Origin of the sequence: Mucilaginibacter sp. (assembly GCF_036568825.1) — a bacterium.
Taxonomy (GTDB): domain Bacteria; phylum Bacteroidota; class Bacteroidia; order Sphingobacteriales; family Sphingobacteriaceae; genus Mucilaginibacter.
The window spans coordinates 208,086-229,712 of the sequence record NZ_DATCRU010000056.1 but is presented as its reverse complement, the minus strand read 5'-3'; the positions used below and the strand labels follow the sequence as shown (position 1 = coordinate 229,712).

Below are 21,627 nucleotides of genomic sequence, written 5' to 3'. Positions count from 1 at the left end.
AAGAATCGGTGAAATCCACCAATAGAGTGCGGGATGGAGCAGTTGGTAGCTCGTCGGGCTCATAACCCGAAGGTCGTAGGTTCGAGTCCTGCTCCCGCTACAAGTTAAAAGCCTCAAGTCGAAAGATTTGAGGCTTTTTGTTTAATATTCGGTAGCCGGAGACTACCAGCATATTCGTCCGAAGTTATAAATTTCGGACAGCACGAGGGTTTTGTGAGAAGCCCTTATGGGAATCTAATCCCATAATCATACATTAATGAAAAATACGTATTTTGACCCCTAATAAGTTTCGAAGATATGGACTGAAGGAATTAAGATTTGAAGTCGGTTTGGTTTCTTTATAAATGACTTGAACTTTGTCAATTGTCTCAAGAAAATAACCCGGCAATCATAATTTGTTAATTTATAATTTGTATCGATAATGAAATATCTAACCCTCTTATCACTTTTGCTGTCCTTGGTTGCATGTTCCAAAAAGGAAACGCCAATACCTCCTAACATGAGTGTACACGTCATAGGGAAAGCACCAATGACCTTTATAATTACACAACTGGCCGATAATGGCTTTGTTCGAAAAACATTGGATAGTATAAAATTGAACACAGACAATTACGATTATTCTTTTCATGTCGCTCCGGGTAATGTGTTAGAATACTATTTAGCTGGACCTAAGAATGCACCACTTAGCTTTAACGTCGAATATAATGGCAATGTCGTCGTAACAGAAAGTAATACCAATTTCCCAGATGCCAATATAATCTCCAATGGATATATAGTACCAGCTGACTGATTTTAGTCTGTGGTTTGTGTTATCACCGCTAAATTATTGCTGCCAGTACTTTGATGTTTTCCGCGAAGCGGTTCGGATTTTAGTCCGATTGAGGCTACCTGAAAAGCCTCGAGTGAAAACTCGGGGCTTTGTTATTCCTTTCCGTTGTTGGTTGGTCCGATATCTGGCACTAAAACAGCAACATTTCCAAGGATCATTTAATCTCCAACAAGCAATTGTACCGGCCCCATCAAGCCCGATGGCACCAGCGGCGACTCTTTGCTGAAGTAGTTCCATGTGGTAAAACAGTATCTGCCTTTGGATGGCCGTGGCTGGTTATGTAAAAACCAGTCAGGGAACTCTTTCAGATATTTGCCGCTATTATAAAAGTATGAGTGAGGCATCCATTCGCAATCGTCCGGCTCTTGTTCATCGCCAATCAGCCGGTTTGCCCATACGTTGGTCACTTCAATGGTAAGGCTATTGCCTGTGGTCTTCAGCAGATTGGTGGGTATCATTACGCTCCATGGCGCGGTCCATATCACGCCGAGGTCTTTATTGTTCAGGTACACATGCGCTATGTGTTTTACAAGGCCCAGATCTAAATAAATTTCATGATGCGTTTTAGCACCCGGCGCATCAAAATTTATTTTATATACAGCAGTACCGCTAAAATACTTGATGCCCGGGTTAACATTCTTTGTCCAGTCTTTCAACGTATCAAAAGGCACAGGCTTATCGGGGCCACCCCATTTAGGGTCGAATTGCACCTGCCATTGTCCTTTTATTACCTGCAAACGTTTCAGTTCCGGAAAGTTTGCTTTGACTACGCCTCCCGGCTTCACATATTTTTTCCTGAAGACCACAAAGAAGCTCTGTGCATCATCAAAATTCAGGGCTATACGCGTGTATTTTTTATCATCGTCAAACTGCTGCAGGTCGCGTATTTCGCCAGTTACCGGGTCCCAAAGCTCAGGCTGCATGCCGCTTATTTTAAACTGGCAATAAGCATAGCCACCATTGTGCGTGGTATTCGCCACAAAAAAAATATCGGCATGTTCCTGCTGACGATGGGTGTAATTGATATTCACTCCATCAGGGTAATCAACCGCCACCATATCACTATCAGGCTTTACGTAATGCCCCCATTGTAATAATGCCTCGCAGCGTTGCCAGTATTGCACGCTTGCTGCAGCCGGCTTCCACCAGGTTTGGGTCCTGTCGAAGTGCGTGCCCCATTGGCCCATAGTTGCGCCTGGCAGATATTTATCGTCCCACGGCTGGTGTGCAAAACGGTGGATCACAAAACGGTTCACGCCCATGCAAAATGCCATATCCCCAATAGGTTTAAGCCATGCTGGGTATTCATCCCATTTGCTGTTGGCCGGCTGGCCGGTAAAGGCTTCGGCAAGGATCAAATTTTTGCCGGTTTTGCGAATAGCTGCCAGGGCGGGTTCGGTCATATAACTCGTCAAGCGTCCATTGTCCGTCCAAAACTCGCACATTGGGTCTCCAACCTGCGGCGTCACATCATCAAAGCGCCATGGGCCACCGTAAGCCTCGCTCAAAAATTCGAGGTTTGCCGCTTTTAATTTTTGAGCTATTGTTTTAAAGTAAACGTCCCTGAACAGCTCCAAAGTCAGGTTAGAGAAATCATACCTGAACTTGGTTGAATCCGCCCTGCTACCGATCGTCCTGCCGGCGAACGTTGCTATATAAGGTGTAATATCATATCCCTCACGTTTCAAAAACTCCTCTTTCATCTTTGGCGTCCAGGTTACCGGATCGATCTCATAACTATCGAAATAAATGCCCATTAAGGTATTGCCCACATATTGACCCACATGCCTTTTGATCTCGCTGATCATGTGATCCATATGAAAGCTAACTGCTTCATAGTTCATCTTATCACACTCCAAACCTGTGGCCTGTGGCTGCGCGGGCTGTATGAGCGCGCCTGTAGTGGTATGCCCAAAACGGTAAATGATCCATTTACCTGCAGGTGCGTTCCAGTTGAGGTTCCCGGCGGTATCCATTTTGGCGCTCAGGTCAATGATACTGTCTTTGCTTACAATGCCGGTAGCAGGCATAGCAAGTACCGATATGTCCTTGTAATATTTGCTTCGCGCATCGATGATCGGGAACTCCACTAAACCCGTTGCCTGGTTGTATACCGGAAAACGCATATTCGAGTGCGGATTTACCGTTGGTTTGGCCAGCTTGACCTTTACATCGGTATTTCCATCCGCCTTAGTGCTGCTCCAGCATACTTCCTGCATCGATTGCTGGGGTGTTATCCATGGGCCGCCGCTGGCCTCATAACCCGGACAATTAAATAGCGCTATCTTCATGTTTAACCGCTTCGCTTCCGACATTGCAAAAGCCACCAGCTTCCACCATGGCTCCGTCCAACCAATGATCTCTGGTGTAGGCGATTTGCCGATGACCGCTGGCGGCGGTATGGTAATATCAGCCAAAGTCGACATGACAGCAAGGTTAAAGCCTTCCTGTTTCAGCGCTTCAAGGTCTTTGGTGATGCCTGCTTTTGTCACGTTCGAACCCATCCACATCCAAAGCACGCCTGGCTTTGCAGACTCAGGCGGATGATGGAATAACTCTTCCGGATCGGAAGTGTGTATTGTAGTGGCCAGTTTTTCCTGTGCAAAAGCAACTGTAGTGAAAAAAGTCAGCAGGAGCGTAAGGATTGCGCCGAGGCGATCATTTCGGATAGCAAAAAAACTGTTTGTTATTTTTAGTACAATGAATTCTGACTTGATAGGGTTTGTCATTTATGGAGGAATAATAAAAATAATGAGGTTGCCCTAAGCTATCAATAATTTTTAGCATAGCGGATAAGATGATGTAACAAGCTTATTCATTTATCAGCAGGCTTTATACAAGTTCAGGCAGTTTTGAACGAGTGAAATTAAATAGTTTTCATAGGTGTACATTTTGACTTTGTTGATGCTATAACTGTCCAGAATGCCAGAAAACAAGTCATCAAATCGACGATGAAATCTTAATTGATTCGATTAAAAGGTTCAGTTTTAGTCCGATTGGGGCTACGGAAAAAGTTTCTTAATCTCTTTTAGATAATTTAATACTCATTAGCCTCGGAGAAAATGCGATACCAACTGTTCCCATTCTTCTTCCAAAGAGAGGTTCGGGCGTGTTTGCCCTGCTCTGTTATACCAATAATCGGCATTCCAAATATCTCCCTCTTTACGGTGCAGATAGGCATGTACCCATGCTGATGCCCGGTCTGTCAGCTGATCAACCCGGGCGTGCGCTTTATTCCAATCGCCTTTGCCATCATACCAAAGGCTTGTTAATTGTGCGGATAGCCCGCTGGCAGGCTGTTCTAAATCCAATGATTCTTTAAATTCGGTTAAAGTTTTCATTGGATTAAAAGTATAAAAAGTTCAATAAAGACACGGGTATCAACCCACACTTCTTTGCTGTATATCTGCATTAATTGGTTGCCCGATTGCGTGCTCATTTACCCCTTGCCGGAATTCATCATAATTTAATATTCCCATAACATGAGGTAGTTATTTTCGGAAGATGCAGAAATTCCTCTGCTATGTTTTTGTTGGCTTTCCATATACGAAAGTATACTAGCCAGCCCTTCATCCAATAGAAAAAAACTACTATGGAAAATTTAAGTGAACCCACTGTTGAAACAACGAAATACTTCAACCGGGACCTGAGTTGGCTGGGCTTCAATCTCCGCGTGCTGGAAGAAAGCCTGGATCCGCAATTGCCCCTTGTTGAAAAAATAAAATTTATTGCCATCCATGCATCTAACCTGGATGAATTTTATAGAGTCAGGGTCGCACATTTGGAATCCCTTAGCAAATTAGGAGATTTTAATGATGAGGAGAACAGCTCTTATCACGACATATTGGCCGCAGTACGTAAGGAAGCAAGTTATCAGACCAATTACCTGCGTTCTATTTTGGCAACCGTCGTGATCCCGGATTTAACGGCAAACAATATTATTCTTTACCAGGATCACAAAGAAGTGCACGAGGAACATCTTGAATTTATCTACGAATACTTTAATACCCAGGTTGCTTCCTATTTGCAACCGATCTGGTTAACAGATAAAACAACCCCTTTTCTTGAGGATCGTCAACTCTATTTGGTATGGCAGGTATTGCATAATGGTAGTGCTGAACAGCTCATCTTGTTAAACTTGCCAACCCAGCATCTCCCCAGGTTTATAGCTTTGCCGAAGATAGAAGATAAACACTATGTAATTTATTTGGATGACATTGTACGGATAGGGGGAGAAAGATTACTGGAAAATTATACCGTAAAAGGCTGCTTCTCGATTAAATTGAACAGGGATGCTGAGCTTAGTATTGATGAACATTTAGGGTCTATCGCCAGCCAAATGAAGAGTAGGTTGGCGCAACGGTCTTTGGGAGCGCCATCCCGGTTTCAGTATGATACGGCCATGCCAAATGAACTGGTATCACTTTGCGTAGATCTGTTCAATATAGAAAGCGATGAATTGACCGCTACCGGGAGATACCAGCAAATGAGTGACTTCTTTTCTTTCCCGATTCCGCCTGATTCATTGCCGGCCCTGGCTAAATGGAAGCCATTAAAACACCACGAACTGGCATCTTACAAGCATTATTTTAAGGCGTTGGACGAGAAGGACTTTTTATTGCATTTTCCTTATCAGTCTTATGACCATGTATTGATATTCTTTAACCAGGCGGTACTCGATCCTTACGTAACCGAGATCATGGCTACTTTTTACCGGGTTGCATCCGACTCCCATATTGTAAATGCGCTTATCAGTGCTTCTAAAAATGGTAAAAAAGTCAGGGCATTTGTAGAAGTAAAGGCCCGGTTTGATGAAGCTAATAACCTGCTATGGGCAGAGAAAATGGAAAAGGCGGGAATAGAAATTTCGTACAGCCTTCCCGATATAAAGGTTCATGCTAAAACGGCTTTGATTACCCGCGTGAAAGATGGTGAAACCAAAACTTATGGGTTTTATGGTACCGGAAATTTTAACGAAAGAACGGCAGGGATTTATTCTGATATCGGTCTGCTCACCTCCAACAAGGCAATGAATGAAGAATTAAGAGAGGTATTTCTTTACTTGTACACCGGTAAGCAGCCTGCTCCATTTAATCATTTACTTGTCTCTCAATTTAATATAATCGACAGGTTTAAAGAATTGATAAATGATGAAATAGAAATTGCCAAAAGTGGTGGCGAGGGGAAGATCATTATTAAGTTGAACAATCTCGAAGATAGCGAGATGATCGATTCACTTTACGAAGCTTCTAATGCCGGAGTAAAAATAGACCTGATCGTTCGCAGTATTTGCCGTTTAAGACCAGGAGTACCAGGCCTTAGTGAAAATATTTCATTGACCCGTGTTATAGGAAGGTATTTGGAACATTCAAGGGTATTTATTTTCAACAATAACAACGAGCCAAAGATTTTCCTGGGATCTTCGGACTGGATGGAACGAAACCTACGATCAAGGGTGGAGGTAGTATTTCCTGTATATGACGAAGCCTGCAAAGAAGAGATATTCAGCTTTATAAACCTTCAGTTAGCGCCATATCGCAAATCGAGCTTGATTGATCAAAATCTTAAATCAATACCGATTGAGCCGGGAACAGAATGCGGATATGATACCCAGGAAGCTTTCTATCAATTGATGACTAAAAAATGATTCAGATCAACAGCTGATAAAATTTTATAGAAATCCATCAGGTCAATTCAGGTTTTTGTCTGATTGGGCTTGGTCTTAATTCTAATAATAAAAGATATTTTTGTCTTTTATTATTAGAAGTTATATCTTTGTACTGAACAATGAGAGCATTTAATCAAATAGCAGCTATTGATCTAAACAGGAAACTTGATTAAAAAATTTACTCCAATAAAAGATAAAAAGGTATTAATATATTTTTATAACAAATCAAATAAATACACATCATGAATACTTTAAAATTGCAACCATCAATCGACGAGACTAGCATTGAAGCACCCGAAAAAAATTATACAATTTCAAACCGGCTCAGGGCATTTATTGAAAGTCAGAAGGATAAACGTTTAGCGTGGTTCATGATCTCGTTACTGGCGCAAGCTGTATTGATCTTACCTATCCCCCCAGCCCTGATCTATTATTACAATGCGTCTGAATCAGTGTTAGCCGTTACGCTTACGCTTTTCTTTGCCAATATTATTGCCGGTATGGGCGGTTCAAAAACCAGCGTTTTAATTTCTCTTGTAGCGCTTAATGTTGTAGCACATGTGGTGATGATTTTGACGTTTATACTGCGTTAATAGTCAGAGCATCTCATCTTAAAACGTTAAAGTCTTTAGTATTAGCTAAAGACTTTTTATTTAACGGGATTTAACAAATTACCCGAAGTGCCTTATTTCAGATATGTATTAAAAAAGTCAATGGTTCGTTTCCAGGCCAGTTCTGCCGCTGCCTTATCGTAGCGTGGCGTTGTATCGTTATGAAAACCATGGTTGGCGTTTTCATAAATATAAGCCTGGTATTTTTTACCATTGGCCTTTAAAGCTTCCTCATAGGCGGGCCAACCGCCGGTAATCCTTGTATCTAGTGAAGCATAATGTAATAGCAGAGGTGCATGTATCTTAGGTACATCTTCCGCAGGCGGTTGGGCACCATAAAATGGCACTGCTGCGGCAAGGTCGGGTAAGCGAACCGCCATTTGATTAGCTATACCGCCTCCAAAGCAAAAGCCAACAACACCCACTTTGCCGTTGCAATATTGGTTCTGTTTCAGGTACTCAAATGCGGCGATAAAATCTTCCAGCATTTCGGCTGGTTTTCTTTGTGACTGCATTTCGCGGCCCTTGTCGTCATTGCCGGGGTAACCGCCCAGTGGTGTTAACGCATCAGGTGCAATAGTGATAAAACCGGCTACAGCTGCCCGCCGCGCAACATCTTCTATGTAAGGGTTCAGTCCCCGGTTCTCGTGCACCACCACAATGCCGCCCAATTTGCCTTTGGCATCTTTAGGTTTTGATAGCAAGGCCTTAATATTGCCACCGCCTTTGGGTGATGAATAAGTAATATAGCCTGAATCCAGTCGGGGATCGTCCTGCTTTACCTGGATACTGTTTTGATAATCCGGCATCAGGAAACTCATCAGTGAAGAAACAGTTAATCCACCAACGGCATAAATAGACAATTTCTGAACAAAGGTGCGGCGGTCTATGCGGCTGTGTGCATAATCATCATACAGGTCGAAAACTTCCTGGCTTACGTCTTCTTTCTTTATCTGGCTCATAGGTGAATGTTTTATTGGATGCTTAATTCAAATATACTGAATAGCATAACATTCGAACTGTAATCAGGTGTTTCTCAGAAGGGAAATAAATCTCTTTAAGAACAGTAATATTTTTGATGAAACATCTAAATAAGTTCTTAAAATTAACTTAATTTTAATTGTAATTTTAACAATTATAATAAAAATGTTACTTTAGCCTGGCGAGTGTTAACCAATTAAGAGCGAGCGTGTTTACTAAGCTAAAAACGACTGTTGTTTTCCTATTGTGCTGGATTCCGGCTTTTGCGCAGATGCAAAATACGGAATCGGGTTACCAGGAGACTGCAAATCTCGTTATCTCCCGGTATACGATACAGGATGGATTACCATCAAGAAATGCCACAACGGTGATCAAAAGCCGGAGCGGGTTTATGTGGATAGGCACAGAAAACGGCCTTTGTAAATTTGATGGCTATGCTTTTAAAACATTCACCAATAAAAAAGGCGACAGCACCAGCATTTCAAATAATTACATTAATGCCCTTGCAGAAGATAATAAAGGCAGGATTTGGGTTGGGACAATGGACGGACTTAATCTTTTTGACCCGAATACAGAAAAGTTTACCCGCTTTTACCATAAGGATGCTAACCACGCATCGGTAAGCAATGATAAAATATGGAGCTTGCTGGCTGATAGTTACGGTCGTGTTTGGATTGGGACAGATAATGGATTTAACCTCTTCATCGAGAAAACGCATTCTTTCAAAAACTATCTGCCGGATGCAGGTAATCCGTTTGCGATGAAGGGCAAATCGGTAAATGCCATTATTGAAGACGGTAAGTATCTCTGGCTGGCAAACTGGGGCGAAGGATTAAATAAATATGATGTCGCCGCGAACCGGTTCTACAACTATAAACAAGCTTTCCTTCCTTCTGAAAAGAATCCAAATGACTTATGGGCAGCGGTTGAAACTGATGATGGCAAGATATGGGTAGGTTCTTATTGGAAAGGATTATACGAGTTTGACCCTCTTACAAAGGCATTCGTTCATTTTGATAATCCATTAAATCCACAGAAGCCTGTTTTTACTTTATTAAACTTAAAAGATAATAAGCTACTGGTTGGTGATAGCGAGAGTTTCTGGTGGTTTAATATCGGCTCAAAAACCTGGGAAAAAGTTACAGGAGCAGATAATGACCCACATGGTCATGCTTATTTGGATGAATCCGGTCTGGTGTGGATAAGTGCCAAAAATGGCTTAAGCAAGATAGATCACCGGCAGAACAAGTTTGATTTTTACCCATTCGATAAAAAATACCGGGTCATAACCGGTATGTTGATCCGTGATTCCATGATCTGGCTTGGCGCTGATAAAGGATTGACAAGGTTTGATCTGAAAAACAAAACCGTCAAAACTTTCAGGCATACTTCCGACCCTTCGAGCCTCGGAAATGATCAGATCAGGAAAATCTATAGCGATGCCACGGGCAAAATGTGGGTTTTAACCGAATACGGGTTTGATGAATTTGATGAGGTTGCAGGCAAATTCAAACATCATTATCATCATTCCAATCTCGGGCATTTGTTTAACGAGGATGTGTTTAGGGATATCATACAAATTGAACCGGGAATTTATGGACTTGCTACTGATGCAGGGTTTAAAATTTTTAATAATAACACGGGCACCTTTACTCACTATTACAATAACGACGGTGATAAATCAGGCCTTAGCAATAACCACTTGAATTGCTTATTAAAAGATCGCGATAATAACATCTGGATAGGCACCATCGGCGGAGGGCTGAACCGGTTCGACCTGAAGACCCGGAAGTTTAAAGTATACCTAAGCAACGATAAAGAAAAAGGCGGGATAAGCGACAATGCGATTAATTCGTTATTTCTCGATTCAAAAGGGAATATGTGGGTTTGTACACCGCAGGGTCTCGACAGGTATGATAAGCGCAGGGACTCCTTTATCGCTTACACACAGGATGATGGTTTTTCAGGAAATGTATTTAACGAAGCGACCGAAGACAAACTCGGAAATTTGTGGCTAACTACCGAAAAAGGAGTTTCGCGCTTTAACCCCCAAACCGGAAAGATCGATAATTTTGACGAAGCAGATGGGGTTTTTGGCAATAGCGCCATCAGCACCGATAACGCCGGGAATATATACCTGGCTGGCGAAACAGGTTTTGGATTTTTGAACCCATCCAAACTGGTGCGTAATCTTACCGTCCCGCCGGTATACCTTACGGATTTCCAGGTGCTCAATAAATCGGTCTCTCCTTCACCACAAGGACCATTGAAGGAAAACTTAAACATTGCGAAACAAATCACACTGAAATATAACCAAAGTGTCTTCTCAATTGGTTTTGTGGCTTTGAATTACACCCTTCCCGGCAAAAATCAATATGCCTACATGCTGGAAGGCTTCGACAAGAAATGGAATTACGTGGGCAGCCAGCGAAAGGCGACTTATACCAATCTTGATCCAGGCACTTATACTTTCAGAGTTAAAGCATCCAATAATGATGGCGTTTGGAACAACACGGGTAAATCGATTACTATAGTTATAACTCCACCCTGGTATAAAACCTGGCTGGCGTATTGTATTTATGTTCTTACAGGCGTTTTCCTTGTTGCCGCCTATATAAAATACCGTGAACACGAAGCCTCGATGCGTTATGAGATAAAGCTTGCCAACTTACGGGGCGAACAAGAAAAGGAACTGAATGAACGCAAGCTGTCATTCTTCACTAATGTTTCTCATGAGTTCCGTACACCGTTGACCCTTATTATTAATCCGCTTAAAGAGCTTCTTTACAAAGACGGCGAAGTTGATGCTGCCGGCTTAAGCATTGTGTACCGGAACGCAAAAAGACTTTTGAGTTTGGTTGATCAGCTACTCTTGTTCCGCAAAGCAGAAGCGGGGGCTGAGAAGCTGAAGGTGGAACAATTGAATATCATCGACCTGTGCAAGGAAGTTTTTCTTTGCTTTTCGCATCAGGCAAAGCTTAGGGGTATACACTTTGATTTCATCAGCGATTCGGACTACATCGAACTTTTTGTCGACCGCGAAAAAATTGAGATCGTCTTATTCAATCTGATATCCAACGCCATGAAGTTTACTTCTCAAGGTGGTGAGATCATTTTTAGTATTACGGAAGAAGATAATGACGTGATTATCCGTGTAAAGGATACCGGTTGTGGCATCGACGAAGCAACAGGGGATAAACTATATAACCGTTTTTACCAGGAGAAGCAGATGAACAAACAAGCCGAGGGTGGTTTTGGTATTGGTTTATTTTTAGTAAAGAACTTTGTTGAACGACATAAAGGCGCCATCGACTATAAAAGCACTCCAAATGTAGGAACTGAATTCTCTGTCCAACTTTTAAAAGGTTCTGCTCATTTTCCGGATGATGAAATGGCGATAAGGCAAACCATTGATTCGACGGTGCTGAAAGAACTGATCGAAGATGAAACAATGGCTAACACGTTTGCAGAGGATGCCAATGAGCTTCTAGCAGAATCGGATCTGAATGCCGAGTTGCAATCGATCCTTATCATCGATGACAATAAAGATTTCAGGGAGTATCTAAAGCAGTTGTTTAAGATCGATTATCGCGTATACGACGCTTCAGACGGAAAAACAGGCTTAAAAATGATCAGGGAAATCCTGCCTGAGATCATTATCAGCGATGTGATGATGGAAGGCATGAGCGGCATTGAATTGTGTGCGGCGGTTCGGGAGGATATGGAGATCAGCCATATACCGTTTATTCTGCTTACATCGAGCTCCTCATCAGAAATTAAGTTAAAAGGTGTGGAAGGTGGCGCCGATGATTATATCAGTAAACCGTTCGATAAGGAAATTTTAAAAGCGCGGGTAGCCGGCTTACTGAAAAGTAAAAACAACCTGCAGAAATATTTTTATAACGAGATCACGCTTAATCGTAATCCGCATAAGATATCTATTGAGTACAAGTCCTTCCTGGAAAACTGTATTGCCGTTGTCGAAAAGCACCTTACCGATCCGTCTTTTAATTTGCAGGTATTAGCGTCAGAGCTTAATATCTCCCATTCGGGCCTGTATAAAAAAATCAAATTTATTTCAGGGCAATCGGCCAGTAATTTTATCCGATCCATCAGGCTAAGGAAAGCCGCCAACCTGTTTATTCATACCGATTATAACATCCTCGAAACCGCCTATATGGTTGGCATTAATGACATTAAATACTTCCGTGAGCAATTCAAGAAGCTGTTTGACATGAACCCATCTCAGTACATTAAAAAATACAGGCGAACATTTAAGAACAGCATGGTCAATCACGAAAGCAATACACTAGTATAGACTTTGCAATTTACATCACCCCCAAAACCACAAAGTATCTAATCTAGCCTGAATAATGCTTTTTTATACTAAAATTACGGATTTACCCCTTCTATTTTGCGGTCTACCCCCTCTCCGGTTTTGACATTTTCAGTGAGATTAGCAATCTGCAATCCGCACACTAAGCTGTAACCGGCAGGGATTGAACGACCAATTATTTATTAATATTTAAAAACATGAGAAAAAATTTACTAAAGGGTTTTTCCCCGCCCCGGGGGAAAAAGCGGCTGCTCTGCCTCGCGGTAGTCGCACTATTATCAACAAGCGGTAAGTTATACGCCTCTGCTGAACGCAGCAATCACCGGGTTCCAAAACCTGCTGTTGATGTGCAGGATATTACTATAACCGGTACTGTTATAGACGAGAAAGGCGCTGTATTGCCTGGCGCAAGCATTTTGGTTAAAGGTACCTCACAAGGTACAATGGCTGATGCCAACGGGCATTTCAAAATAAACGTTCCTGATCAAAACGCCATCCTGGTTTTCAGTATGGTTGGCTATGGTACTCAAGAGCGTACGGTTCCTGCCAGCCATGTCATCAATATACAATTAAGTCCTGACGGCAAATCGTTGAACGAGATTGTGGTTGTTGGTTACGGTACCCAGAAAAAGGCTACCCTTACCGGATCAATATCTGTAGTTAAAGGCGGAGATTTGGTAAAGAGCCCGCAACCAAACGTATCCAACTCATTTGCGGGCAGGGTATCGGGCGTAATTGCCAATAACGGAACAGGTGAACCCGGTTATGACGGTTCAAACATTGTGATCCGTGGTTTACAAACAATGAACAGCAGCAGTGTGCTTGTTGTAGTAGATGGTGTACCAGGTCAAATTGGTGGTTTAGAGCGTCTTGATCCGAATGACATTGAAAGCGTATCTGTATTGAAAGATGGTTCAGCCGCGGTTTATGGTAACCGCGCTGCAAATGGCGTAATCCTGATCACCACCAAACATGGTAAAGCGGGTAAACCATCCATTTCTTACAGCTTTAACCAGGGTTTCAGCTCACCTACCCGTTTACCTAAGCTGGCTGATGCAGCAACTTATGCTACTATTGTAAATGATATCAGCTACTACAATAATGCGGGGGGCGGTTTTAACCAGGTATACTCTGCTGACCAGATCCAAAAATTCAAAGACGGCTCAGATCCGCTCAATTATCCTAATACCAACTGGGAAAAGGCTATCCTTAAAAGTGACGCTTTGCAAAACCAGCAAAGCCTGACACTGACCGGTGGTAATGACGATATAAAATATTTCTCATCTATCGGTACTATTTACCAGGACGGTATTTATAAAAACGGAGCTACTAATTATCATCAGTATAATTTCAGGACCAACCTTGACGCAAACGTTACCAAACGTTTTAAAGTAGGTTTATCACTTTCAGGCCGCGAAGAAGACCGTCAATACCCTACTACCGGCGCCGGTGATATCTTCCGTTCTATTTATCGTTCATATCCTACCACTGCGCCTTTTTATCCAAACGGCTTGCCTACAGCGGGTATCGACCAGGTTAACCCCGGCTTAGTTCCAACCGCAATTGGCGGCTTGAACAGAAACCCTAAACAGGTGTTCAATGGTATATTGAAGGGCAGCTATGAAATTCCGGGTATTACAGGCCTGACTTTGGATGGTTTCTTATCTGCTGATAAATCTGGGGCTTTTGATAAAGCATTCTATACCCCTTATACTGTTTATACTTATAATAGCTCAACCAATACCTATACGCCAAGCATCGAAGGCGGAGCCAACGGAAAAGCATACTTATACGAATCGCAGTTGAACCAGTCGCTGATCACTACAAACATTAAATTGAATTTTGAGCATCAATTTGGAAAGCATAATGTCAACGCATTTGTGGCTTATGAGCAAAGCAAAACAGATTACGATTACTTCTGGGCTCAGCGAAACAATTTCCCAACAGCAACTACACCTGAATTGTCACAAGGTGGTACGGCTGCAAGCGATGCCTTGAATGGTGGCAGCAGCAGCGATAACAACGGTAATTTTGACTATCACCGCCGAAGCATTATCAGCAGGCTTGCTTATAATTTTGATGAAAAATATTTGCTGGAAGGCCAGATGCGTGCAGATGCATCATCAATCTTTGCAGGTCGCTGGGGTTACTTTCCGTCAATTTCTGCAGGCTACCGCATTTCGAAAGAAGATTGGTTCAGCAAAAGTTTTAGCTTTATCGATGATCTGAAAATACGCGCTTCTTATGGTGTACTTGGTGATGATATTACCAGTGCATATCAATATATCGACAACTATACATTTAACAACTGGGTGGTATTGGATAATGGATCAGGCGCAGCAGTACAACCAGGCATTGACCTAACAAAACTGGCTAACGCGCAGGTAACCTGGGAAACAGCCAAGAAAACTGATATTGGTATCAACGCTACGTTCCTAAAAAACTTCACCCTCGAAGCTATCTACTTCTCTCAAAAACGTTCAAATATCCTGGCTTACCGTAATGGCTCTTTACCTGGCACTTCGGGCATCGTAAACCCTTATTCAGGCAGCCCTTACGGAGGAACGCCATTAGTACCAGCCGAGAACATTGGCAAAGTAAACAGTAGCGGGTTTGAAGGTACTTTAGGTTACAACCATCCGGGTAAATTCAGTTGGGGTGTATCCGGAAACTTCACATTCGCAAAGAGCAAGATCATCTACATGGATGAAGCGGCCGGAACTATACCTTACCAGGCACAAACCGGTCACCCGCTTAATACTTATCTGTTGTATCAGGCAACCGGAATTTACCGCTCTCAAGCTCAGATCGATGGCACTCCGCACGTTGCAGGTGCGACTGTGGGAGACCTTATCTATGCTGATATCAACCACGACGGACAAATCACTGCAGCTGACCAAATCAGGTCAAAATATGGGAATATCCCGCAAATTGTATACGGTCTTAATTTGAATGCTGGTTATAAAGGCTTTGACCTGTCAGTTTTATTCGCCGGACAGGCTGAAGTAAGCCAATATGTGTTGCCTGAATCAGGAACTATAGGTAACTATTACAGCTCATGGGCCGATAATGCCTGGAGCCCTACCAATCCAAACGGCACATATCCAAAGGTTTCAACCCGTGCATCCAGTGCAGTTAGCGGTGGTTTGTATAACAGCACCTTCTGGCTGAATGACGCTTCGTTCATTAGATTAAAGAATGTGCAGTTGGGTTACACACTCCCTTCTTCAACAATATCAAAATTGCATATTTCGGGAATTCGTCTCTATGTAAGCGCGTTCAACCTGTTCACAATTACTAAAGTTAAAGACTACGACCCTGAAGGAACCAACGCAAGCGGTCAATATGGTGGAGCGCAATATGGGAGCGGCCAGTTCTATCCTGAACAGCGCATAATTAACATTGGTGCTAATGTCAAATTCTAAAAATATCATGAAAACATTAAAATATAGAATCTGCTTTGCGGCGCTTTTAGGGATGGCCCTGACCGCATGTAAGAAAGATTTCCTGCAAACCACGCCTACCGACAGGCTTTCAGCGTCGTCGATAACAACAGACACCTCGCTTTTTGAATCTTATGTACTTAACCGCTACCTGGGCGTTACACTGCAGTCCAAAGAGGGCGACAGCTCGCCTCCGGGATTTGGCCGTGGTTTTGAATACGCTTTGTGGAGCTCGGTTACTGATGAATCACTTTATACCAATAACGATGGCAGCTGGGTATTACAGCAAGGACAATTAGCACCGGATAACCTGGGTATAGCCGGTACATTATGGGGAAGAAGCTACCGCAGCATCCGCGAATGTAACTATGCTTTAAGCCTGATCAATGGTTTGAATCTTAGCGCTACACATAAAACCAGGCTGATCGGTGAGTTGGAGTTCATCCGTGCTTTCCGCTACCAGGATTTGATCCGCAACTATGGCGGTGTTGTATTGATGGGCGATAAAGTGACCGATCTGAACAGCAATTTACAGGATCCAAGCCTGTTTAAACGTGCATCACTTACCGAGTGCTTTGCATATGTTACCGCCCAATTGGATGATGCAGCTTCAAAACTGCCATTAAACAATGACGGTACCTGGGCGCTTGGCCGCGCTACAAAAGGCGCTGCCCTTGCGTTAAAATCAAGATTGTTATTATACGCTGCAAGCCCGCTTTATAATGCAGGTACCTGGGCCGATGCAGCAGCGGCTGCAAAAGCTGTAATGGATCTGAACAAATACCAGCTTGATCAAAACGGCTACTCGCAGTTGTTTTTAACCCCATCAAGTGACGAAATCATTTTCGAGCGCCTTTATTATCCAAATACTGCGCCTCACACCCGTCTCGAACTGGCTAACGGGCCAAACGGTTATGACGGTTGGGGTGGTAATACACCGCTGCAAAACCTGGTGGATGCTTATGAAATGAACAACGGTAAGGCGATCACCGATCCAACATCTGGTTATGATCCTCAAAATCCATATGTTAACCGCGATCCGAGGTTTTATGCGTCTATTCTTTATAATAAAGCCCCTTACCGCGGAAGCACTGTAGATGTGTTTTTACCGGGTGGTAAGGATAGTAACCAGGGCCCGTCAAACTGGAACACCAGTTTAACCGGCTATTACCTGCGCAAATTCATGAACGATGCTTACCCGATAGACAACCCATGGAGCGTTGCCGGTGCACAGCCATGGATCTATTTCCGATATGCTGAGATTTTGTTGAACTACGCCGAAGCACAAAACGAGGCTTCAGGCCCGGATGCAACGGTTTACGCTGCTATCAACAGTATCCGTGCAAGAGCATCTGTGAATATGCCTGCACTTCCGGCAGGATTGACACAAGCACAAATGCGTACCGCTATTCAAAACGAACGCCAGATTGAATTAGCTTTCGAGGAACACCGTTTTTATGATGTGCGCCGTTGGAAAATAGCTGAACAAACCGAAAACGTACCTGCTTATGGTATGTCTGTTACGGTCAACGCATCTGCTCCATCGGGCTATACTTATACACAGAAAGTGGCGCTTACCGGTCGTTCATTCCAGGCAAAACATTACTGGCTGCCAATTCCATTGACTGAAATCCAGGCATCTAACGGGCAACTTACTCAGAACCCCGGTTATTAATTTATAAGCTTTACGAAGTGGGAAAAAAAACCTTCCCACTTCGTAATTATCCCATTCGTTTTAAGCCGATCACAGATAAAACAAGGTATTGCTATGAAGAAATTGATACTAATTTTTGCTGCCGTATTTGTGATATACGGCTGTAAAAAGGAAGTTGCAGTTAAACAAACAACGACGACCACTACTACTACAAGCAATGATAACACAAGCGGCTCCGCCTCTGCAGGTGCTATCAAAGCACTTGCTTCAACGCCTGCCAATGCATTGCAAGGCGTAAACTGGGCCTGCCAGGGCGATAATTTTGCGGATACTATTTTGGTGCTAAGCGGGCTGACTTCGGCTGATAGTTATGCTACAGTTACTGCAAAAACCAATTCAATACTTACATCATTACAAAGCAACACGGGCGCAAATACTATCCGAATCCCGGTTAATTATGCTACCACTTCACAATCATGGTGGAATTCCTATACAGCGGTTATCGATGCAGCAACAACCAAAGGGTTGAATGTGATCATCGGTTGCTGGGAAGGCAAATCATCGGAAGATGGTAAAATTGACAATACGACGCAGTTTTGGGCAATGTGGCAAACAGTGGTCAATAAATATGCTAATAACTCTAAGGTTTATTTCGAGATATTTAATGAACCACACGGTTATTCGCTTACTGACTGGACAAACATTTGCGCACAATGGCTTAGCAATTATCCGAGTGTCCCGCAAGGCCGTATTTTGATTGATGGTACCAGTTATGCCCAGGATGTTACCGGTGTAGGTGCTGATAGCCGTTTTACCAATTGCTTGTTATCTATCCACGATTATACTTTTTTTACCAGTTCATCGCTTACCACTGCCTACTCATGGGAGACCCGACTGGCGACTAATGTTGGCAGCTATGCAAGCAGAACTGTATTGACAGAGTTCGGTGTGACGATGAATAGCGGTGAAAACTTTACAGGAGCAATTGGCGGGAATGAAGATGTAGCCTATATACAAGGATTTACTAACCAGGTTCGTTCTTCAGGTATGGGTAGCGTTTATTGGCCTGGTATCCGCACAGGTGACAGCTACGCGATGGAAACTATACAGGGCTCGGGAACTAGCCTGACATTATCAAACAATAATACTTCGGGGCTAAACCGGTTAAAATACGGCTGGGGCGTTGGAACAGGCGGAACCGATGTTTTCTATTCAGGAGCTTACTACCGCTTCCTCAACATGAACAGCGGACAGGCGATGGATGTAAACGGCGCCTCTACTACAAACGGTGCAAGCATTATCCAGTGGCCGCAGAATGGTGGCAACAATCAACAATGGGTCATCACCGATAATGGAAATGGCTACTACAAAATAACTAACCGCAACAGCGGCCAGGCGCTTGATGTTAATGGCGCTTCTACAACAGCAGGAGCAACTATTATCCAATGGCCGTGGAATGGCGGTAATAACCAGCAATGGCAGCTGACATCAACAGGCACCGGGATTTATAAAGTGATCAACCGAAACAGCGGCGATGTGGTGGATGTGAGCAGTGCATCTAAAACAAACGGCGCTTCGGTTATACAGTGGACATGGAATGGTGGGTCAAATCAACAATGGCAGATCATCCAGGAATGACGTTATGCCAATGAATATTACTAATATATTTATATGAGAACTAAACTACTGCCCTTGCTTTGTTTGATGTCTTCGCTGGCATTTACTGACGGCTTGTATGCGCAGCAAAATAAGGGATCTTTATTATTTGATGACGGATGGCTTTTTCACAAGGGAGAAATCTCCAATGGTGAAAAAGGCGGTGCGCCGGGCACAAAATGGCGAAATGTACAAATACCACATGACTGGAGCATAGAAGGACCATTCAGTGATGACTGGGCAAGCGCTACAGCCTATCTGCCGGGCGGCATAGGCTGGTATAAAAAATCGTTTACAGCACCGGCTAGTTGGAAAGGCAAAAAAGTGTTCATCAATTTTGATGGCGTTTATAAGAATAGTGAAGTTTGGATCAACGGACATTACCTGGGTAAAAGGCCAAACGGCTTTGTTGCTTTTGAGTATGATCTTTCATCCTATCTCAAATTCGGCGAGAAAAACCTTATCGCTGTAAAAGCAGATCATTCAGAGTTTGCTGATTCGCGCTGGTATACGGGCTCTGGTATTTACCGGGATGTTCACCTGATTGTTAAAGATCCGGTTTATTTGCGGCCTGAAAACGTCGCATTTTCTACATCTGAGGTTTCGGCACAATCAGCTAACGTACAAGTCAATGCTGATATCAGCAATAGCACTGCAAAAGCTTCAATCATCACATTAAAAATGGTTTTGGTTGATCCTAAAGGAAGAGTTGCAGCACAGGAGGAACAAAAACTTTTAGCAAAGACTGGTGCAAATTCTGTTCATTTCAAACAGTCGCTTTCAAATCCTTCGTTGTGGAGCGTTGATGCACCTAATCTGTATCAACTGAAATTATCTGTTATCCGCGAGGGAAAATTAACTGATGAAGTAACACAGGCAGTGGGTATCAGAAGTATCCATTTTGATGCAAATAAGGGATTTTTCCTGAATGATAAAAACCTCAAACTAAAGGGTGTTTGCATTCATGACGATGCCGGAGCGCTTGGCGTGGCTGTGCCTGAAGAGGTATGGGTAAGACGATTAAAAGCCCTGAAAGAGGCAGGCGTGAATTCCCTGCGATTGAGCCATAACCCGCATGCTTCTTATTTATATGATCTGTGCGATAGAATGGGTTTACTGGTGATGGATGAGTTTTCTGATGAGTGGGAACTCGGTAAAAATAAATGGGTAAAAGGCTGGAACGTGGGTACACCTTCAAAAGATGGCTATCATGAATATTTCAAAGAATGGGCGCATCGCGATATCGAATCGATGATCAAAAGGGACCGCAATCATCCCTCAATCATTCTTTGGAGCATCGGCAATGAAATTGATTACCCCAATGATCCTTATTCTGATCCGGTGTTGGACAGCGGCAGAAATCCGCAAATATATGGCAGGGGTTACTCTGCAAAAAATCCTCCGGCAAGTGAGATGACAATTATTGCCACTGATTTGGTTAAAACAGTAAAGGCAATAGACACTACCAGGTCGGTTACTGCTGCTTTGGCGGGTGTAGTGATGTCAAACAAGGTTGGTTATCCCGAAGTGCTTGATATTGTAGGATATAATTACCAGGAATACCGTTATGCGGAGGATCACAAAAAATATCCTAACCGGATAATTTACGGAAGCGAGAATGGTATGGCTCGTCAGGCTTGGGATGCTGTGGATACCAATCAATATATCTCTGGTCAGTTTTTATGGACGGGGATCGATTACCTGGGGGAGGCTGGCAGATGGCCGCAAAGAAGCAACGGTGCGGGCATCATGGATCTTGCAGGGTTTAAAAAACCGGAATACTATTATCGTCAAAGCCTATGGGCTGCCAAACCGATGGTTTATCTCGGTGTAAAGGAAATTACCAAACGCGAGGATAACGGTATCTGGAGCCATCGGAATGTACAATCGATCTGGAACTGGCCGGAAGGCAGTAAACTCAGGGTGGAATGTTTTACCAATTGCAAGGAAGCAGAGCTTTTTCTGAATGGTAAATCTTTAGGAAAAGTGTTTAGAGACACCAGCAAAGGACAAGTTCCGGCATGGAGCGTCGATTATCAATCCGGCGAATTATCGGTAAAAGGATATAACGACGGAAAGCTGGTAGCAACCTACGCCATAAAAACTTTTGGAAATGCGGCTCAAATCAAGGCAACCCCTGATCAGACGATCTTCACCAAATCAAAAAAAGGATTATGCCAGGTCGAACTGCAAATTGCCGATGAAAATGGCAACCCGGTTTATACTGCCGACAATGAGATCAGTGTAAATGTGTCCGGCGACGCAAAACTGTTGGGACTTGAAAGCGGCAGCACTACCAGTCACGAAAGCTACAAGGCTGACCACCGCCAGGCATTGCACGGCAGGTTGATCGCCTATATTCAAACCAACGACAACCCTGGTAATGTCAATATATCTTTTAATTCAAAGGATCTTAAAGCGGCGTCCATCACCTTATCAGTAAAATAAT

General features: G+C 43.2%; 11 protein-coding genes and 1 tRNA gene. 9 read left to right on the top strand and 3 right to left on the bottom strand.

Annotated features, from left to right (window positions below; genetic code table 11):
* Positions 1-27: 27 nt before the first annotated feature.
* Positions 28-100: transfer RNA gene (locus tag VIM89_RS11595), tRNA-Met, on the top strand.
* 399 nt (positions 101-499) lie between these two features.
* Positions 500-790 (top strand): hypothetical protein, encoded by a 291-nt coding sequence (locus VIM89_RS11590; protein ID WP_488156313.1) that lies wholly within the window; start codon positions 500-502, stop codon positions 788-790.
* A 197-nt stretch (positions 791-987) separates the two neighbouring features.
* Here VIM89_RS11590 and VIM89_RS11585 read toward each other — a convergent pair whose 3' ends face one another.
* On the bottom strand, positions 988-3,558 hold the full coding sequence (locus VIM89_RS11585) for a glycosyl hydrolase (protein WP_488156312.1): 2,571 nt from the start codon (positions 3,556-3,558) through the stop codon (positions 988-990).
* A 318-nt stretch (positions 3,559-3,876) separates the two neighbouring features.
* On the bottom strand, positions 3,877-4,170 hold the full coding sequence (locus VIM89_RS11580) for a hypothetical protein (protein ID WP_488156311.1): 294 nt from the start codon (positions 4,168-4,170) through the stop codon (positions 3,877-3,879).
* A gap of 251 nt (positions 4,171-4,421) precedes the next feature.
* Here VIM89_RS11580 and ppk1 point away from each other — a divergent pair, with 251 nt between their 5' ends.
* Both ppk1 and VIM89_RS11570 read left to right on the top strand, forming a co-directional pair.
* The gene (ppk1, locus tag VIM89_RS11575) at positions 4,422-6,476 is read left to right on the top strand and encodes a polyphosphate kinase 1 (RefSeq protein ID WP_488156310.1); all 2,055 of its coding nucleotides are present in this window, start codon (positions 4,422-4,424) and stop codon (positions 6,474-6,476) included.
* 263 nt (positions 6,477-6,739) lie between these two features.
* A complete protein-coding gene (locus VIM89_RS11570) occupies positions 6,740-7,090 on the top strand; it encodes a hypothetical protein (RefSeq protein WP_488156309.1) in 351 nt (116 codons plus the stop codon).
* A gap of 92 nt (positions 7,091-7,182) precedes the next feature.
* On the opposite strand, the gene VIM89_RS11565 is transcribed toward VIM89_RS11570, so the two are convergent.
* Positions 7,183-8,070 carry a dienelactone hydrolase family protein gene (locus VIM89_RS11565; protein WP_488156308.1) on the bottom strand — a complete coding sequence of 296 codons (888 nt, stop codon included), beginning with the start codon at positions 8,068-8,070 and terminating at the stop codon, positions 7,183-7,185.
* 290 nt (positions 8,071-8,360) lie between these two features.
* Here VIM89_RS11565 and VIM89_RS11560 point away from each other — a divergent pair, with 290 nt between their 5' ends.
* The 5 genes from VIM89_RS11560 (at position 8,361) to VIM89_RS11540 (ending at position 21,626) form a co-directional block, all read left to right on the top strand.
* Positions 8,361-12,407 (top strand): hybrid sensor histidine kinase/response regulator transcription factor, encoded by a 4,047-nt coding sequence (locus tag VIM89_RS11560; RefSeq protein WP_488156307.1) that lies wholly within the window; start codon positions 8,361-8,363, stop codon positions 12,405-12,407.
* A 215-nt stretch (positions 12,408-12,622) separates the two neighbouring features.
* Positions 12,623-15,850, top strand: a complete 3,228-nt coding sequence (locus tag VIM89_RS11555; RefSeq protein ID WP_488156306.1) for a SusC/RagA family TonB-linked outer membrane protein — start codon at positions 12,623-12,625, stop codon at positions 15,848-15,850.
* Between the two features lie 7 nt (positions 15,851-15,857).
* On the top strand, positions 15,858-17,543 hold the full coding sequence (locus VIM89_RS11550; RefSeq protein ID WP_488156305.1) for a RagB/SusD family nutrient uptake outer membrane protein: 1,686 nt from the start codon (positions 15,858-15,860) through the stop codon (positions 17,541-17,543).
* A 93-nt stretch (positions 17,544-17,636) separates the two neighbouring features.
* A complete protein-coding gene (locus VIM89_RS11545; protein ID WP_488156304.1) occupies positions 17,637-19,160 on the top strand; it encodes an RICIN domain-containing protein in 1,524 nt (507 codons plus the stop codon).
* A gap of 33 nt (positions 19,161-19,193) precedes the next feature.
* Positions 19,194-21,626, top strand: coding sequence for a glycoside hydrolase family 2 TIM barrel-domain containing protein (locus VIM89_RS11540; RefSeq protein ID WP_488156303.1), 2,433 nt, complete (start codon positions 19,194-19,196; stop codon positions 21,624-21,626).
* The last annotated feature ends 1 nt before the right edge of the window (position 21,627 follow it).

Excerpts from the sequence above, each read along its gene's own strand:
- VIM89_RS11550 (WP_488156305.1), top strand. The coding sequence starts at position 15,858 with ATGAAAACATTAAAATATAGAATCTGCTTTGCGGCGCTTTTAGGGATG.
- VIM89_RS11540 (WP_488156303.1), top strand. The coding sequence starts at position 19,194 with ATGAGAACTAAACTACTGCCCTTGCTTTGTTTGATGTCTTCGCTGGCA.
- VIM89_RS11580 (WP_488156311.1), bottom strand. The coding sequence starts at position 4,170 with ATGAAAACTTTAACCGAATTTAAAGAATCATTGGATTTAGAACAGCCT.
- VIM89_RS11545 (WP_488156304.1), top strand. The coding sequence starts at position 17,637 with ATGAAGAAATTGATACTAATTTTTGCTGCCGTATTTGTGATATACGGC.
- VIM89_RS11560 (WP_488156307.1), top strand. The coding sequence starts at position 8,361 with ATGCAAAATACGGAATCGGGTTACCAGGAGACTGCAAATCTCGTTATC.
- VIM89_RS11555 (WP_488156306.1), top strand. The coding sequence starts at position 12,623 with ATGAGAAAAAATTTACTAAAGGGTTTTTCCCCGCCCCGGGGGAAAAAG.
- VIM89_RS11585 (WP_488156312.1), bottom strand. The coding sequence starts at position 3,558 with ATGACAAACCCTATCAAGTCAGAATTCATTGTACTAAAAATAACAAAC.
- VIM89_RS11570 (WP_488156309.1), top strand. The coding sequence starts at position 6,740 with ATGAATACTTTAAAATTGCAACCATCAATCGACGAGACTAGCATTGAA.
- VIM89_RS11565 (WP_488156308.1), bottom strand. The coding sequence starts at position 8,070 with ATGAGCCAGATAAAGAAAGAAGACGTAAGCCAGGAAGTTTTCGACCTG.
- VIM89_RS11590 (WP_488156313.1), top strand. The coding sequence starts at position 500 with ATGAGTGTACACGTCATAGGGAAAGCACCAATGACCTTTATAATTACA.
- ppk1 (WP_488156310.1), top strand. The coding sequence starts at position 4,422 with ATGGAAAATTTAAGTGAACCCACTGTTGAAACAACGAAATACTTCAAC.